Origin of the sequence: Streptomyces sp. NRRL S-1813 (genome assembly GCF_000719605.1) — a bacterium.
In the GTDB taxonomy this organism is placed as follows: Bacteria; Actinomycetota; Actinomycetes; order Streptomycetales; family Streptomycetaceae; genus Streptomyces; species Streptomyces decoyicus.
On the sequence record NZ_JOHB01000002.1, the window covers coordinates 123,314 to 138,857 of the forward strand.

General features: G+C 73.3%; 10 protein-coding genes. 3 read left to right on the top strand and 7 right to left on the bottom strand.

Annotated elements, in window-relative coordinates; genetic code table 11:
- Positions 1 to 160 precede the first annotated feature (160 nt).
- Together IF67_RS0105245 and IF67_RS0105250 are read left to right on the top strand one after the other, a co-directional pair.
- Positions 161 to 988: an SDR family oxidoreductase gene (locus tag IF67_RS0105245; protein ID WP_078889276.1), complete on the top strand. Its 828-nt coding sequence runs from the start codon at positions 161 to 163 to the stop codon at positions 986 to 988.
- A gap of 70 nt (positions 989 to 1,058) precedes the next feature.
- Complete coding sequence (locus tag IF67_RS0105250) at positions 1,059 to 1,562, top strand: metallophosphoesterase family protein (protein WP_030982612.1); 504 nt, start codon at positions 1,059 to 1,061, stop codon at positions 1,560 to 1,562.
- A 33-nt stretch (positions 1,563 to 1,595) separates the two neighbouring features.
- On the opposite strand, the gene IF67_RS0105255 is transcribed toward IF67_RS0105250, so the two are convergent.
- The 3 genes from IF67_RS0105255 to IF67_RS0105265 form a co-directional block, all read right to left on the bottom strand.
- Complete coding sequence (locus IF67_RS0105255; RefSeq protein WP_030982613.1) at positions 1,596 to 2,102, bottom strand: mycothiol transferase; 507 nt, start codon at positions 2,100 to 2,102, stop codon at positions 1,596 to 1,598.
- Positions 2,103 to 2,358: 256 nt separating this feature from the next.
- Complete coding sequence (locus IF67_RS0105260) at positions 2,359 to 3,600, bottom strand: cytochrome P450 (protein ID WP_030982614.1); 1,242 nt, start codon at positions 3,598 to 3,600, stop codon at positions 2,359 to 2,361.
- A complete protein-coding gene (locus IF67_RS0105265) occupies positions 3,597 to 4,334 on the bottom strand; it encodes a TetR/AcrR family transcriptional regulator (protein WP_030982615.1) in 738 nt (245 codons plus the stop codon). Before IF67_RS0105265 ends, IF67_RS0105260 begins: the two co-directional genes overlap by 4 nt.
- A 606-nt stretch (positions 4,335 to 4,940) precedes the next feature.
- Between IF67_RS0105265 and IF67_RS38795 the strand changes: the two genes are divergently transcribed.
- Positions 4,941 to 5,444 (top strand): CAP domain-containing protein, encoded by a 504-nt coding sequence (locus IF67_RS38795; protein ID WP_051817610.1) that lies wholly within the window; start codon positions 4,941 to 4,943, stop codon positions 5,442 to 5,444.
- A 98-nt stretch (positions 5,445 to 5,542) separates the two neighbouring features.
- Here IF67_RS38795 and IF67_RS0105275 read toward each other — a convergent pair whose 3' ends face one another.
- Genes IF67_RS0105275 through IF67_RS0105290 form a run of 4 tightly spaced genes read right to left on the bottom strand, consistent with a single transcriptional unit; the run spans position 5,543 to position 15,428 of the window.
- Positions 5,543 to 8,398, bottom strand: coding sequence for a condensation domain-containing protein (locus IF67_RS0105275; RefSeq protein WP_030982616.1), 2,856 nt, complete (start codon positions 8,396 to 8,398; stop codon positions 5,543 to 5,545).
- A complete protein-coding gene (locus IF67_RS0105280; RefSeq protein ID WP_030982617.1) occupies positions 8,388 to 10,304 on the bottom strand; it encodes a non-ribosomal peptide synthetase in 1,917 nt (638 codons plus the stop codon). Before IF67_RS0105280 ends, IF67_RS0105275 begins: the two co-directional genes overlap by 11 nt.
- A 1-nt stretch (position 10,305) precedes the next feature.
- Positions 10,306 to 12,243 (bottom strand): non-ribosomal peptide synthetase, encoded by a 1,938-nt coding sequence (locus IF67_RS0105285; RefSeq protein WP_030982618.1) that lies wholly within the window; start codon positions 12,241 to 12,243, stop codon positions 10,306 to 10,308.
- Complete coding sequence (locus IF67_RS0105290) at positions 12,240 to 15,428, bottom strand: non-ribosomal peptide synthetase (protein ID WP_030982619.1); 3,189 nt, start codon at positions 15,426 to 15,428, stop codon at positions 12,240 to 12,242. The genes IF67_RS0105285 and IF67_RS0105290 overlap by 4 nt, the downstream gene beginning before the upstream one ends.
- Positions 15,429 to 15,544: the final 116 nt, after the last annotated feature.

Sequence of the window (15,544 nt, forward strand, 5' to 3'; positions counted from 1 at the left end):
AATACCCGTTGTCCGGGTGTGCGGACCGCGTCCGCGGGGGCGGGTGTCAGCAGATGGCAGAGCGGGAGGGAGAGCGGGTGCCCGTCGGGGTACGGGTGTCCGGACCGGGAGATGCGGCTGCGGTGAGCCGACGGGATCGAGCGTGAGGAGCGGGAAGGCGATGGTCAGCAGCTCAGAGGCCGGAAACGCCGTGACGGGACGTCAGAGCGGGGCGGTGGCAGGCACCGACGCCGACCGGAAGGCGCTGTCGGGCAGTGTGGCGCTGGTGACCGGCGCTTCCAGCGGCATCGGCGCGGCCACTGCCCTGGCACTGGCCCGGGAAGGCTGTTCCCTCGCATTGGTCGCCCGCCGTACCGAGCGGCTGGAGCAGCTCACCGAGGCGATCGGCGAGCAGGGAGGCTCGGCCTTCGCGCTGCCCGCCGATCTCAGTGACGCGACGCAGGCACGTCGGGTGGTCGAGGAGGCGGTGAACCGTTGCGGGCGGCTGGACGTTCTGGTGAACAACGCGGGCTTCGGGGTGCGGGGCTCGGTGGAGGAGAGTGACCCCGAGGACTGGGACCTGATGATCGACCTCAACCTCAGGGCGGTGCTGCGGATGACACATGCCGCGCTCCCGCATCTGCTGCGCGCGGCGCACGAGGGCCCGCGGGGTGTGGCCGACCTGGTGAACGTCAGCTCGGTCGCGGGCCGGGTGCCGCGCAAGGACAACAGTGTCTACTCCGCCACCAAGCACGCGGTGTGCTCCTTCAGCGAGGCGGTGCGCCAAGAGGTGACCGGGCGTCAGGTCCGGGTCGGGCTCGTCGAACCGGGCATGACCTCGACGGAGCTGACACGGGCCCCCAGCCAGGCCGCATCGGCCCATGGAATGCCACCGGAGACCTGGCTGGCGGCCGACGACGTGGCCCGCGCCATCGCCTTCATGGTCACTCAGCCGGCGCATGTGGCGATCAACGAGATCGTCGTGCGGCCGACCGCCCAGGAACGCTGACCGCCTGGGGCCTGTCGTTTGGATCAGGCCCTGGCCCCCGCGTCCGCGAGCACAGCCGAGGGAGGGCTCCGTGCGACTCCTGCTCATCTCCGACACCCATCTGCCCAAGCGCGCCAAGGCGCTGCCGGTGCAGCTGCTCGACGAAGTGCCCCGTGCCGATGTCGTCGTGCATGCCGGCGACTGGGTCGACACCGCCACGCTGGACCTGTTGCAGGCCCGCTCCCGGCGGCTGATCGGGGTGTACGGCAACAACGACGGCCCGGAGCTGCGCGCCCGGCTGCCCGAGGTGGCGTATGCGGAACTTGCGGGGGTGCGGCTCGGGGTGGTGCACGAGACCGGCCCTGCGCAGGGGCGGGAGCGCCGCTGCGCCGCACGCTTCCCCGAGCTCGATGTGCTGGTGTTCGGGCACAGCCACATCCCCTGGGACTCCACGGCGGACGACCGGCTGCGCCTGCTGAACCCGGGTTCGCCGACCGACCGCCGCCGACAGCCGTACTGCACGTACATGACGGCGGAGCTGACGGCGGGCCGGCTCACCGCGGTGGATCTGCACCGCCTGCCCCGCAGACGGTGAGGCGGCTGGGACCGCCAACGGTCCCGGCAGCTCTCACAGACCGAGCAGGCCGCGGACGTAAGCCGCCTGTCCGGCGTGCTGGAGATCGTCGGCGATCACGCTGACGAGGCGGACCCCCAGGGTGACGGGCGGTGTCCAGGCGCGGTCGACGACGCGCTTCATGTCCTTGTCGTCGACCCCGGCGAGGTACTGCACGGTGTTGTCGTGGACGGCGCCGTGGTAGTCGGTCAACAGCTGTGCGCTCAGGTCCTGTACGGCCGCCACGTCCTTGCCGGAGTGGCCGTAGCCCGTGTCGTCGGCGGCGAAGGGGAGCCCGAAGCGGTCGTACCAGCCGTCCGAGGTCCAGATCTGCTCGGTGCCTGCCACCCCGGCGAGATGATCGTCCTGGATCCTGGTGAGATGCCAGACCAGCCAGGCGATCGAATTGGCGTCGTCGGGGCGGGTGCTGAGCTCATCGGGGTCGAGCCCGGTGACCACGTCCTCGACGACCTCCTGGATACGTCCGAAGGCGTCGACAAGCAGATCCGTGCTGGCGTTCATACAGGGCTCCTTTGCGGCGACGGAGGTCTTCGCGCGGAAGTTCCGCGGATACCGGTACCGGTTGACCGATGTGTCGCGCTCCGTGGCGGTCAGGCACCCGGAGGGCGTCAGTTCCGGCAATTCGCCCATCGTCGCAAGCCGAGCGCAGGAATCAGCGAGGGGCAGGCCGAGAGGCGGGATTTTCCGGTCGCCGCACGCGGAAGTGCGCGGCGCCGCGGCCGGTGCGCACGGGACCGCCAGGCCGGCGGCCGGTGCGTCAGCCGAGGGAGAGGGGGAGCCGGCTCAGGCCGCGGAGGGTGATGTGGTCCTTCCAGCGGGGCTCGCCGGCGAGCTGGACGTCCGGGGCGCGCCGCAGAAGCAGGCGCAGGACGATCTGGGTTTCGAGGCGGGCGAGCGGGGCGCCCAGACAGAAATGTATGCCGTGGCCGAAGGACAGGTGCCGCAGCGGTGTGCGGCCGACGTCGAGCCGGTCGGGGTGGTCGTACGCGGCGGGGTCACGGTTCGCGGCACCGGCCAGGAGCAGGAGTGTCGTGCCGCGCGCCACCGGCACATCGGCGACCTCGGCATCCTGGAGGGCGAAGCGGGCGATGAGCTGGACCGGGGAGTCATAGCGCAGCAGTTCCTCGACCCCGGGCTCGATCAGGTCCGGCTCGCTGCGCAGACGGGCGAGCTGGTCGGGGTGGCGCAGCAGGGCGAGGGTGCCGTTGCCGATCAGGTTGACGGTGGTCTCATGACCGGCGATCAGCAGCAGGGTGCAGGTGGCCAGCAGCTCGTTCTCGCTCAGCGCATCACCGTCGTCGTGCACGGCGACCAGCGCGGAGAGCAGATCGTCGCCGGGTACGCGGCGGCGTTCGGCGACGAGTTCGCGCAGGTAGTCGGTGAACTCGCGCCAGGCCTGGGCTTCCTCCTCGGCGGCGCCGGGAGGCAGCAGGAAGTCGGGGACCAGGGCGCGGGCCACCGCGTGCGACCACTTCAGCATCCGGTGACGATCGGCCGTGGGGACGCCGAGCAGTTCGCTGATGACCGCCACCGGCAGGGGAGTGGCCAGATCCTCGATCAGGTCCACCGGAGCCTCGGCCGACTCCAGGCCGGTGAACAGCTCGGTGGCGAGCTCTTCGATGCGCGGCGCGAGGCGATCCACCCGGCGCCGGGTGAAGGCCTGGGAGACCAGGCCCCGCATCCGGGTGTGGTCGGGCGGGTTGAGGCTCAGGAAGCCGCGCACGGGCCGGCCGTTGTCGTCGACCAGAACCTTGGAAGCCGGGCGGGCCCGCTCGCCGGTGAACCGCGGATCGTCGGCCTCGGCATGCCCGAACCGTCCGTCGCGCAGCACCGCGGCGCAGTCCTCGTACCGGCTGAGCACCATCAACTGGTCATCGATGCGGGCGATCGGCGTCCGTGCCCGCCAGCGGGCGTAGAGGGGGTAGGGGTCGGCCTGATGCCGTGGGTCGAGCAGATCCTGGAGCGAGGGCAGGGTCGCCGTGGTGTCGATGCGGGTCATCGTTTCTCCTCTGGCGGATCGGCGGGTGCGGTGTTGTCCGTGGCTGCGGTGTCGTCGGCGGCCGCGGTCTCGTCCGTGGCCGCGGTGCCCGCCGGGCCGGTGCTTGCGGCGATGCCGGTGAACAGCCACTGCATGGCCTGGCCCAGCAGGTCGTCCGGCACACTGGCGGGGTCGATCCGCCGCTGGCGCACCAGCCCCTGGAAGAGCGCCATCGTTATCGTGGCCACGGCTTCGGCGGACACGGACTCACGTGCGCCGATGTGCTCCAGGGCCGTACTCATCAGGCTTTCCATCTCGGCCCGGGGGCCGCGCAGCTGTTCGGCCAGCGTTTCCATCAGCTGGGGGTTGCGCACCGCGTAGAGCCAGAACTCGGCCTGGAGGGGAGCGAAGTCGGGATCGTCGTCGGCGACATGCGCCAGCAGCCTGCCGAGCGCCGGAGCCGGGTCGTCGACACCGGCCTGTGCGTCGGCCACGATCCGCGTCGCCCGGGACACATGCTCGCTGGCGCGCTCGCGCAGCAGCTCCACGAAGAGCCGCTCCTTGCTGCCGAAGTTCGAGTAGACCGCGCCGATGGAGAACCCCGCCGCCTCGGCGATCTCTTCCACGGACGCTCCGGCGAATCCCTTGCGCGCATAGGTCCGTGCGGCGGCGTCGAGCAGGAGTTGGCGCGTGCGGGCCTTGGCTTCCGCTCGGGTCGGGCGCCGTTTGGGGGTCGCGTCGGCGTCAAGGCTCATGGCATCAACTGTAGAGATAGTGATCGCTATGTCAATAGCGGTGGCTATCCGAACGGAGCGTGTGCGCCGGGCTCCGGTGCGGTGCCGTTCGCGCGTCGGCGATGTGGGCGGAAAGGCGTCGGGATGCCCCGGCGCGCGGGCCGTGATTGCGGCTGCCACTTACGAATGCGGCTGTCGAGGTGGGGAAATTGCCACATTGTGCAAGCGGAGTTGTGTCGGAATGAGTCCGGTATGTCGAAGAATCATTCCGCCGATGCCGAATGCCCGCCCGGGGTGGGAATCGAGCGGTTGCGTCACCCTGACTTCCAGGTCAGGGCACAGGTTGTTGCTGGGTGGTGCTTGAGCGGGTGGCTCGTTCTCTTGTCTTGTTACGGTAATCCGGCTCCTGGAAGAGCCCGTTCGCGTGACCGGGCTTCACCTCCGGTGAATGGGTGCTGCGTTGAATACGGTGCGCCCTCTCCCAGGCATTTCCCCCCACGCATGGAGAATATTTAGTTGAATACGAAATGCTCGCCCCCCTCCGCGCGCGATCCTCGCGATGGACACCGGCGACAGGGCCGAATAGTTCCCCTCGGCATCGTCGTCTCGGCCGGTGCGCTCGTCGCCGTGCTGGCTCTGCTCTCGTCCCAGGCCGATGCGAAGGCGACCGAGTACACCGGTTCCCCGGCCCCGGCATCCGCCTCGTCCGCCGCCGGGAAGCCCGCCGCCCAGCAGGACACGAAGCGGGCCGCCCGCTACGAGGCCAAGGTCCTCCGGCTCGTCAACAAGGCCCGTGCGGAGCACGGTTGCGGGCCGCTGCGGCGCGACGCGCGCCTGGCGAAGGCCGCCGGCCTGCACAGCCAGGACATGTCCGCCCGCCACTACTACGCGCATTCCTCCCCGGGCGGCCGCGGTCCCAAGGAACGGATGGAGGCCCAGGGGTACAAGGACGCCCACGCGGAGAACATCGACGCCTGGGAGACCAAGCCGGAGGGCGCCTTCCGCGCCTGGATGAACAGCCCGGGGCACCGGGCCAACATCCTCAGCTGCTCGTCGCACTCCACCGGCGTGGGCGTCGCCTTCGGCGGGAAGCTCCGGGCGTACTGGACGCAGGGCTTCGGCTACAAGTAGACCGCTGCTGCCCGGCACGGCATGAGCAGGTCGGCGGCGGGGCGACACCCGGTGGCCGGGGGGCCATCGGGCGTCGCCCCGCCGCCGTGCCGTGCCGCTCAGCGCTCCGACAGACCGACCATGGCGGCCAGTACGGAGCGCCAGTCCTCGCCCTGCTGTGCGCGCAGGGACGGGGCCAGGCGGTCGGCGTGGTAGTGCCAGCGGTGGTTCAGGTCCGGGTGGACCTCGTCCGACTCGTGGATCTCGCTGTCGCTGCCGAGGAGTTCGGTCAGCCCGGTGGCGAGGTCCCGCCAGGCGAGATGTCCGCTGACGGCGTTGGCGACGCCGTGCACGGGCGAGTCCAGGCAGGAGACCACGGCGCGGGCCAGGGCCGAGGCATGCACCCAGGCCGCGCCGTACCACGCATGACCGTGCGTACCCGGCTGCGGAAGGACGAGCGGCCGGCCCTCCCGCGCCGCCTGGTAGAGCAGGCCGGTCGCACCCCAGCGCAACTGGTCCCGCAGCCGGTGGTGCGGACCCCAGACGAGCGGGGAGCGGACGGCGCTCGCGCCGCCCCGGCCCTGGGCGCCGGCCGCCCGCAGCAGCAGCCCTTCGCAGTCCAGCTTCGCCTGTCCGTACCCGCTCAGCGGCTGCTGCGGGGCGGACTCCTCCGCCACCCGCTCACCGGCCGGGTGGCCATAGGCGTCCACACTGCTGACGAAGACGAACGGACCGCGCGACCAGGCGCCGACCATTGCCGCCATGGCCGTCACATCGACCTCGGGGCGGGTGAAGGTGCAGGCCGCGTGGATGACCGCATCGGCACTGTCGACGGCCTTGCGCAGACCGGCCAGATCGGTGAGGTCGCCCTCGATGACGTCCACGCCCTCCGCGGCGACCAGATGCGCGGATTCCGGGCGGGCCAGGGCCAGTACCGGACGTCCTCGGGCGGCCAGTTCGCGCAGCACGAACGCACCGACCCCGCCGGTGCCGCCGGTGACCAGGACTGTGCCCTCGCGCGAGCGCCGCGGGCGGGCGGAGGCGGCCGAGGGCGCGGCGGCACGCTCCGCCTCGCGTGCGTCCAACAGGGCGGTGACCGCCCGCGGGGTGCGGGCCTGCATGATGTCCAGGCCGGTCAGCGGCAGTTTCAGGGTCCGGCGCAGACGCTCGGCGAGCTGGACGGCGATCAGCGAGTGGCCGCCGAGGAGGAAGAAGTCGTCGTCCGGTCCGGGCGTATGGCCCAGGAGCTCGGTGAAGCCTTCGGTCACGGCTTCGGCGCGCGCGCCGTGCGGTGCGGGGGCCGACGGGAACCCGGGGAGCCGGGCCGGGTCGGGCGCACCGTCGGCCGTACGCGGCAGGGCGTCCAGCAAGGTCACCGCGGCGGGTACCAGTTCCGCGGCCAGCGCGGTGCGCAGACGGGAGCGGAGCTCGGCGGGGGAGGGCCCGCCGATGCCGCGCAGGACGGCATACGCCAGCAGCGGGCCGCCGGCCGGCTCCACCACCGCGGCCTCGGCCACCTCGGGGTCCGACCGCAGCAGCACCTCGGCCGGGTGCCCGCCGGTTTCGCCCCGAGGCGCCGGCGGCGCACCGGGCAGCCGGGACAGCCGCAGGCCCGGCTCGTCCGCCACCGCCGTGAGCAGGGCGGCGTAGTCGGCGCCGAGGCCGGCCGCCGCCTCCTCGTCCAGCGCGGTCCGGCTGTACTGGACGAGTCCGGCGGGAGCATCGGTGTCCACCATGCCGAACGAGAGGTCGAACTTGGCTTGGCCGGCGCCGACTTCGGCATACTCGTCCACCAGGCCCGGCAGCCGCAGCGTCGTGGGTGCGCCCAGGACGTCCGCGGTCACCCGGATCAGCGCCGTACCGTCCGTGTCGCGGGCGGCGGCGCCGAGACGCTCCAGGATGAGGTCGAAGGGCACCTCGCGGCGTTGCTGGGCGTCCAGCAGTGCGTCCCGTACGCGTTCCAGGAGCGCGGTGAAGGCCGGGTCGCCGGAGGTGTCCACCCGGACCGGGAGGGTGTTGACGCACAGTCCGACCAGACCGCGCATGTCCGCGCCCTGGCGGTGGGTGCCGGCGACCCCGATCACCAGGTCGTCCTGGCCGGTGAAGCGGTGCAGGGCGGCGAAGGACGCGGCGAGCGCCACGGTGAACAGGGTGGCCCGGTGCTGCCGGCCCAGTTCGCGCAGGGCGGCCGGCACCCGCGGGTCGAGCGGAGCGGTCTGGGTGCCGGCCGGGCGGCTGCCGGTGTCGGCGGGCGGGTGCGCGGGGCGGGGCAGACGGAGCGGGGAGACACCTTCGAGGCGGCCGGCCCAGTGGCTCAGGCCCTGTTCGAGGCGGTCGGCGGCGGCCCGCTCGCGCCGCGCGAAGTCCGCGTACTGCACCGGCTCCGGCTGCTCCTCGGCAGCGGTGTCCCCGGCGGCGGCCGAGTAGAGCTGTGCCAGTTCACCGGCCACGGTCTCCAGCGACGCACCGTCGATGGCGATGTGATGGAACGTCAGCAGCACGGTGTGGTCCTGCGCGCCGTGCCGCAGGACCAGGGCGCGCGGAAGGGGGCCGGCGGCGAGATCGAAGGGGCGGCGTGCCTCCTCGGCCAGCAGGGCGCCGGCGCCGTCCGCGTCCGTCTCCACGACGCGGAGCGCGATCGCCTCCGGAGCCGGCAGCACTTCCTGGTACGGCTCACCGTCGTGCTGCCCGTAACGGGTACGCAGAATCTCGTGGCGGCGTACCAGCGACGTCAGCGCGGCGGCCAGCGCGTCCAGATCGAGCGGACCGCGCAGCCGGGTGGCGAAGGGCACGCTGTACGAGGCGTCGCCGCGGCCCAGCCGGTCCATCAGCCACATACGGCGCTGGGCGTGCGAGAGCGGCGCGGGCCCGTCGTGGACGCCCGAGGGGGCGGCAGCGGGGCGGGCGGCGCGGGAGCGCGCCCGGCGCAGCAGTTCCTCCTGGAGCGCCGCGGCGGCGGGGGTGTCAGTGGCCATCGGTGTCCTCCGGGGCGCCGGGGCGCAGATCACTGTGCGCGGCGAGGAGCGCGCGCTCGACCAGCGCGGCATGCCCCGCCACCGTGGGGGCGGCGAAGAAGTCGGCGAGCGTCAGTTCGACGCCGAGTTCCTCGCGGAGGTCGTCGGTGACCGCGAGCGCGAGCAGGGAGTGCCCGCCCAGCGCGAGGAAGTCGGTATCCGGGTGGGTGACGTCACGGCCCAGCGACCGGCCCCAGATCTCGGCGACAGCCTGCTCCAGCGGATTCAGCGGCCGGGCCGGCACGTCGGGCCGCTCCGCGCCGACGAGATCCGTCAGTGCGCGGCGGTCGACCTTGCCGGAGGCGGTGAGCGGCAGTGCGTCGACGAACTGCACCTCGTCGGGGATCAGATGGGCGGGCAGGACGGCGGTGAGCCGGTCCCGCAGGGTGTCGGGGCGGGGCACCGGTCCGGGCGAGGCCACCACGAACGCGGCCAGGCGGGCGTCGTCGGGGGAGGGGCGGTGCACGATGACGGCGGCGTCCGCCACCTCGGGCTGTTCCCGCAGGGCGTGTTCGATCTCCCCCGGTTCGATCCGGAAGCCGCGGATCTTCACCTGGTCGTCCGTCCGCCCGTGGAAGTCGAGGGTGCCGTCCGGACGCAGGGAGACGAGGTCGCCGGTGCGGTAGAGACGCCCCGGTCCGGGGTGGTTGCTGAAGCGCTCGGCGGTCAGCTGCGGCTGCCCGGTGTAGCCGTGGGCCAGCCGGCTGCCGCCGATCCACAGTTCGCCGCGCTCCCCGTCCGGGACCGGTTTGCCGGAGTCGTCCAGAAGGTGCACGGTCGCGCCTGCGATCGGCCGGCCGATGGGCATCTGGCCGTCGCAGTCGGCGTCGGTGACGCGGTGGGCCGTGGTGAAGGTCGTCGCCTCCGTCGGCCCGTAGCCGTTGACGAGTTCCAGCCAGGGAAAGGCCCGCAGTACCTCACCGGCATGGTGCGTGGACAGCGCCTCGCCACCCACGATCACCGTGCGCAGCAGCGAGAAGACACGCGAGCGGCGGCCGGCCAGCTGGTGGAAGAGCGCGGTGGTGAAGAAGGCGACGGTGACGCCATGGCGTTCCACGTGCTGGGCCAGGTCCTCGAACGAGGGCCGCTCCGCGGTGCACACGACCACGGCGGCGCCGTTGGCCAGGGCTCCCCACACCTCGAAGGTCGAGGCGTCGAACGTCATCGGCGAGTGGAAGAGCACCCGGTCGCGGGACGTGAGGGTGAGGTACGCCGGATCGGAGACCAGCTCGGCGATCGCGCGGTGCGGGACGGCCACGCCCTTGGGACGGCCGGTGGAGCCCGAGGTGAACATGATGAACGCCGTGGCGTCCGCGCCGAGTTCGGCCCCGGCGACGTCGTCGCCGCTCATCAGCGGCTCACCGGGCAGCGCAAGGGTGGCGCCGGCGAGCCCCGCCGATTCGAGGAGCTTGCTGTCCCCGACGGTCAGGGTCGCGCCGGCGTCGGCGGCCAGTGCCTCGGAACGGGAGCGCGGATGTGCCGGGTCGAGCGGTACGCACACGGCGCCCGCCCACCACAGCGCGAGCTGGGCGATGACGGTGCGCGCCGAGCGGGGCATCAGCAGCGCCACCGAGTCACCCCGGCGGACGCCGTGCTCGCGCAGATGGGCGGCGAGCGCGCGGGCCGAGGAGACGAGCTGTGCGTAGGTGAGGGTGGTGTCGCCGTCGGCCACGGCCAGCGCCTGCGGGGTCCGTGCGGCATGCCATGCCACGAGGGCCGTCAGGCCGGCCGCGGGCGCGGGCCGGCCGGCCGCCGGTGCGGACGCGGTGCGGTCACCGGATGCGGTGCGCTCGTCCTTCGGGGTGCCTTCGGTGGGCACGGGGCCTTCCTTCCGGGTGTCGGGGGAGTGCGGGGTGCGGGTGGTCATCTCAGGCTCCTGCCGGTTGCCGGGCGGCGCGGCGCGTGTCGACGAGCAGGGCGACGGCGCGCAGGTCCGGCTGGCGGAGCAGTTCGGGAGCGCGCAGCCGCACACCGCTCTCCTTCTCGATGACGGTCAGCAGCCGTGCGGCGAGGAGAGAGGTGCCGCCGGCCTCGGTGAAGTTGTCCGTCAGCGAGGCTCCCGGCCGGGCGAGCAGATCGCGTACGGCGCTCAGCACGAGCCGCTCGCCCGGGGTGGCGTCGTCGGGCCCGTCGTCGGTCGCCGGGGCGTCGCCGCGGCGCTCGTCGGAGTGGGCCGCCTGCCGGGTCAGCTCGGCCCGGTCCACCTTGCCGTTGGCGTCCAAGGGGAAGGAGTCCACGATCCGCACGTCCGAGGGCACGGCCTGCTCCGGCAGCCAGGTCCGTACGCCCGGCAGCAGCGCGTCCGCGGTGAGCACGGCGCCGGCCGCCGCCCGTACATACGCCACCAGGCGGGTGCGGCCGTCGGCGGTACGCGGCGCGGTGACGACGGCGCTCAGGACCGCCGGGTCCTTCTCGAACGCGGCCTCCACCTCGGCCGGTTCGATCCGTACGCCGCTGATCTTGACCTGGTCGTCGAGGCGGCCGAGGAACTCCAGCTCCCCGTCGGCCGGCATCCGCACCCGGTCCCCGGTGCGGTACAAGCGCTCCACACCCGGCAGATCGAGCTCCTCGGGCACGGCGAGGAAGCGGCGCGCGGTCAGTTCGGGGTCCAGATAGCCGAGCGCCAGACCGCTTCCGCCGATGAGGAGTTCACCCTCCGTATCGCGGGCGACGGGTCGGCCGTCCGCATCGGCGACGACGACGGTCACGCCCGGGAGGGGCCGGCCGATGGGCGGTGCGGATTCCGCGCCCTCCGCGCTGTCGGTGCCGTGCATGGAGTGGACGGTGGAGGCCACCGTGGCCTCGGCCGGTCCGTAGGCGTTGTGGACGGTGGAGGTCACGTCCGCGCCGGGACGACGCCGCAACCGGTCGCCGCCCACGAACACATGACGCAGCCTCAGGTCCTTCGGCCAGGGCCGCTCCAGCAGCGGCTCCACCATCGGCGTGGCCGACACACACACCGACACCGCGGATGTACGCCACCAGTCGGCCAGCACCGTCGGGTCCCAGCGGACCTCGTCCGGGGCGGGCACCAGAGCCGCCCCGGACGTCAGCCCGGCCCACAGCTCCAGCAGATGGGGGTCGAACGCGACGCCGATCAGCAGGGACTGCCGGTCACCGGGGGCCAGGCCGCTCGTGGCGCGGTACCAGCTCAGCAGCATGCCGAGCGCGGGCTCGCCGACGGCCACCGCCTTGGGGCGCCCGGTGGAACCGGAGGTCAGCACGGCGTAGAACGCCTCGGGCGGTGCGGAACGGGCAGCCGTGCCCGGCGCGGCGAAAGCGGCCACCACCGTGGCGGCGGCGTTGGCGCCCTCCCCGGGCAGCGCCAGCCGCAGGTGGCCGGCCGTCCGGTGACGGGGCGGCAGCACCTCGGGATCGCCGATCAGACAGACGACGTGCAGATCCTCGGTGACGGCGTCGGTGCGACGCTCACCGGGGCGGGGGCCCAGCGGCAGATAGACGGCGCCGATCCGGGCGAGCGCGACCGCGGTCACCACGAGGGCGGCCGAACGGTCGAGGCAGACGCCGACCAGGTCTCCGGGCCGCACCCGGTCGCGCAGGGCCGTTGCGACCTCGTCGGCGGCGGTGTCGATCTGCCGGTAGGTCCAGCTGCGCTCCCCGTCGATCACCGCGGGAGCCTCCGGGGAGCGCTGGGTCCACTCCTCGAAGAGGGCGAGCACCCCGGTCGCGCCGTCGGTGGCGGGCAGGGCGCCGCGGGCGATGCTGAGCGGGCTCTCCGGCGTGGGCCGTCGCATGCCGGGAGCGGTCGTCGGGGCCGCCGTACGGGCGGTCATCGGCTGGGTCATCGGGACTCCGTCACGGTGGTCGAAGCGGCGGAAGCAGGCGCGGCGGCGGTGCCGACGGCCGCGAGCGCGAGGGCCTGGTCGGCCAGCACCGGGTTCTGGAACAGCAGCCGCAGCGGCGGACGCTGCCCCAGCCGCGGTTCGAGCCAGGCCGCCAGCTGCGCGGCGAGCAGCGAGTGGCCGCCGGTCCGGAAGAAGTCGGAGGACGCGTCGAAGCGGCTGTGGCCCAGAGCCTCCCGCCAGCCCTCGGCGAGCAGCTCCGTCATCGGATCGGCCGGCAGCTGCGCGGGAGCGCGGTGGCTCTCCCCGGCCGGGGCGGCCGGCTCCAGTGCGGCGGCCCGGCGGGTCAGCGCGGTGCGGTCCGGCTTGCCGCCGGCCAGTCGCGGCATGGTGTCGAGCCGTGCCCAGCGCCCCGGTACGAGGGCGCTCGGCAGCCGTCGGCCCAGCTCCGTGTGCAACGCCTGCTCGTCCCACGGCTCACCGCCGTCCACGCTCTCCAGGAAGCCGACCAGCCGCGGCCCGCCCGGGGCCTCGCGGTCCAGGACGACGGCGCAGGAGCGGCCGCCGAGCGCGGCCGAGGCGGCGGCCTCCACCTCTTCCAGCTCGATGCGGTAGCCCCGCAGCTTGATCTGGTGGTCCCGGCGCCCCAGGAAGTACAGCAGCCCGTCGCGGCCGCGGTAGCCGAGGTCACCGGTGAGGTAGACCCGCTCACCACCGAGCGCCTCGACGTGGACGAACCGGGCGGCGGTGGTCTCGGGGTTGCCGACGTATCCCTCGGCCAACCCGGCCCCGGCGATGGCCAGTTCACCGACCGCGCCGTCCGGCAGCGGACGGCGGTGCGCGTCCAGGACGTGGACCCGTTCGCCGGGCAGCTCGGTGCCGAGCGGGATCTCCGCACCGTCGGCGAGGCCGTCCCGGGTGATCTCGTGGACGGTGGAGCTGATGGCGGCCTCCGTGACGCCGTAGACGTTGAGCACGGTGCTGCCGCTGTCGGCCAGGAACGCGCGCATCACGTCCGCCGGGAGGCGCTCGCCACCGAGCACCAGCAGCCGCGGCGCCCAGTGACCGTCGCGGAGCACGGGGCGCATCTCCTCGCGGGTGGCGAGGAAGTAACTGGTGGGCAGATTGGCCACGGTGACCCGCGCGGCGACCAGCAGTCCGGCCAGCTCGGCGCCGGTCGGCACCTCGCGCTCGGGGGCGACCAGGCAGGCTCCGGCGTACAGCGACGGCAGCACCTCCTCGAGAGCCACGTCGAACGACGGCTGGGCGAAGAGCAGCACCCGGTCACCCGCGCCCAGGCCGAACCGGTCGGCCGCCCCGGTCAGATGGTTCTCCAGCGCCGCGCGGCCGACGGCGACGGGCTTGGGTATGCCCGTCGAGCCGGAGGTGTGAATGATGTACGCGGCACCGGGCACGACCTCGGCCGCACGTGCCTGCGGCAGCACCGGGGCGTCGACCGTGGCCGTCGGCATCCCGTCGGGAAGGGTGACGGCGGCGTCCGCTGAGGTCAGGACCAGCGCCGGGCCCAGCCGGCCGAGCAGCAGCTCCAGCCGGGCCGGCGGGTCGGACGGCGAGAGCGGGCAGTACACCGCCCGGGTCCGCAGACAGGCCAGCAGCGCCACGACCGAGTCGGCGCCGCGGGGCAGCACGGCGGCGACCGGCTGCCCGGCGGTCACTCCGGCCGCCCGCATCCGCTGCGCCAGCGAGGAGACCTGGGCGTCGAGGTCGCCGTAGGTCATCCGGCGGGCGCCGACGAGCAGCGCGGGCAGGGACGGGTCGTGGGCGGTGGCCGGGTCGAGCGGATCGTGTTCCGGTGCCGGCGGCGCGGCAGCCGGGAGGGCCTGCGGTGACGGCGGCGGAGCCAGATCCGTGAGGGCGGTGCCGGGCGCGTCGAGATACGCCCGCAGCAGGTCGAGGAACCGCCCGGCGAGCAGCTTCGCCACATCCTCGCCGAACATGTCGGCGTCGTAGTCCCAGACCAGCGTCATCCCCGCCGCACCGTGCCGGGGCCCGACCCCGCGCCGGTCGTCCGGGAGCAGCACCACGTCCAGGTCGAACCGGGTGGTGCCGGTGTTGAAGCCCTCGAACAGGGTGATGTCCAGGCCCGGGACGTCGACCTCGGGCAGCTCGGCGTCGTGGGCGCTGAACATGACGCTGAACAGCGGGTTGTCGGCGCCCGAGGTGTGCAGGCCGAGCGCGCGGGTCAGCTCCTGGATCGGCACCTCCTGGTGCGGCAGGGCACGGATGAGGGTGTCGGTCACCTCGTCCATGGACTCCTCGGCCGGGGCGGCCGGGTCCAGCCGCAGCGCGAGCGGGATGGTGTTGACGAACATGCCCACGGCTTCCTCGAAACCGCGCGGGCGATTGCCGACCGCGGTGCCGATCACCATCTGCGAGCGGCCGCTGTGCCGGCGCAGCAGCTCGGCGAAGAGCCCCAGGAGCGTGGCGAACGGCGTCAGACCGCGCTCACGGGCATGGCCGCGAAGCCGTTCCGCCAGATCGGCACCGATCGACTGACGCAGCTGGCCGCCGTGGTGCCGGCGCCGGGAGCCCGGCCGGGTCAGACCGGGCAGCGGCATGTCGTAGGAGACCTCGCGCAGTTCACCGGCCCAGAAGTCCAGACCGTCCCGCCGCTCCCCGCCGGCCTCGTCCTGGGAGCGGGCCCGGACATGGTCGGCGTACGAGGGCGCCGACGGCAGCTCCACGGGCTCGCCCAGAACGTGGCCCCGGTAGACGGTGAACACATCCCGCAGCAGGATCGCGAACGAATGGCCGTCGTGGATCAGATGGTGTTCGACGTGGATCAGCCGGTGCCGGTCCTCCGCGAGCCGTACCAGCGTCCAGCGCAGCAGCGGTGCCTCGAAGGTGTCGAGCGGAGTCTCCGCCTCGGTGCGCAACAGCTCCTGGAACGCGCTCTCCGGGTCCGCCTCCCCGCTCAGATCCACCGTGTGCAGCCGCGGCACACAGGCCTCGGCGACCCGCTGCCCCGGCATCGCCCCGGCGACGGCGACGAGTTCCAGCCGCAGACCGGGGTGCCGGTCGAGGGCGGCGGCGAGTCCGCGGCGCAGCGCGTCGGTGTCGAGCGTGCCCCACAGGTCGAGTGCGGCGGTGAAGTTGTAGGCGCGGCTGCCCGGTTGCACCTGTTCGTGCAGCCAGACGATCTCCTGCGAGGAGGAGAGCGGAAGCATGGGCGATCCCTGAGGTTGTCGGGGTGGGGGTTCTCCGGCCCGGGGCATGGTCGAGCCCGGCCGGTGGGACGCGCGGACCGGGCCGCGGATCGCGCGGCAGGTCCGGCAGTGTCGGA